The following is a 1,189-nucleotide window of genomic DNA, read 5'->3' on the forward strand; positions in this document are numbered from 1 at the left end:
GGATGCTCTGATCAATCAAGTTCGAAATGGCCGTCCAGACGGCCATGAAGAAATGCGGGACTTGCTACGATGAAAGGGTGGTTTTTGGTGCAGCCCGCCGCCTTCGCCGTGTCGATTTATCTCGAATTGCCTTGTTTTCCCGCCTCACAGGCGCACCTCCCCTGCAGAAGCCAACAGCGTTCGTCGTGCCATCCACAGATTCGACAGCGCGAACAGCGTAAATATCTGAGCGGTGTTCTTGAACAGCCCCTTGAAGCGCACCTTCTGGTAGCCGAACTGCCGCTTCACCACGCGGAAGGGATGTTCCACTTTGGATCGAACCGCGGCCTTCATGTGCTCGGTGTACTTCACCGCATCTTTCAACTCGCCCTCGGGCATCGCCTTGACGCCGCCACGCTTGGCGGCGATGTACCAGGTGCGTCCGCGCTTGGGTGCACGCTTCTCCGCCCCTTGATAGCCGGCGTCGGCGTAGACGGTTTTCTCCTTGCCATGCAGCAGCTTGCTCACTTCCGTCACGTCGCCCACGTTTGCCGGCGTCGTCGTCACCGTATGCACCAAGCCCGATTCCACATCCACGCCGATATGGGCTTTCATGCCGAAGTACCACTGTTGACCTTTCTTGGTCTGATGCATCTCCGGGTCGCGCCGCTTGTCCCTATTCTTTGTCGATGACGGCGCCTGGATGATCGTGGCGTCCACGATCGTGCCCTGGCGCAAGAGCAGGCCCTTGCCGCTCAGGTGCGCGTTGACCGCTTCAAGGATCTTCACCGCCAGGCCGTGCTGTTCCAGGAAGCGGCGGAACTTCAGGATTGTGGTCTCGTCCGGGATCGCATCCTCGTTCAACTCTAGCCCGGCGAAGCGGCGCATCGACTCGATCTCGTAGAGCGCATCCTCCATCGCTGGATCGCTCAACGCGTACCACTGCTGCATGAAGTGGATCCGCAACATCACCGACGGTGGCATCGGCGGCCGACCGCGGCGACCGGCCGTGGGATAGCTCGGTTCGATCAGCGCCAGAAGATCGGCCCATGGCACGACCTTGTCCATCTCGCCGAGGAATTTTTCCCGGCGCGTGGGCTTCTTCTTGGCGTCGAAACTTAACGAGGCGAACGAGCGCTGCTTCATCGGTGATGGGCTTCCTGAGAGACGCCGCTATGATGCCTCAGGCAGGGAATAGATCAGAGCATCC

1 protein-coding gene is annotated in these 1,189 nt (G+C 60.0%); it reads right to left on the reverse strand.

From position 1 onward, the window contains the following. Positions 1-144 precede the first annotated feature (144 nt). Positions 145-1,125: an IS5 family transposase gene (locus tag UU9_RS15055; protein WP_007082631.1), complete on the reverse strand. Its 981-nt coding sequence runs from the start codon at positions 1,123-1,125 to the stop codon at positions 145-147. Positions 1,126-1,189 lie beyond the last annotated feature (64 nt).

Source organism: Rhodanobacter fulvus Jip2 (assembly GCF_000264315.1).
Taxonomy (GTDB): Bacteria; Pseudomonadota; Gammaproteobacteria; order Xanthomonadales; family Rhodanobacteraceae; genus Rhodanobacter; species Rhodanobacter fulvus.

What these genes read in the sequence shown, in the direction of transcription:
- UU9_RS15055 (WP_007082631.1), bottom strand. Translation starts at nt 1,125, where the DNA reads ATGAAGCAGCGCTCGTTCGCCTCGTTAAGTTTCGACGCCAAGAAGAAG.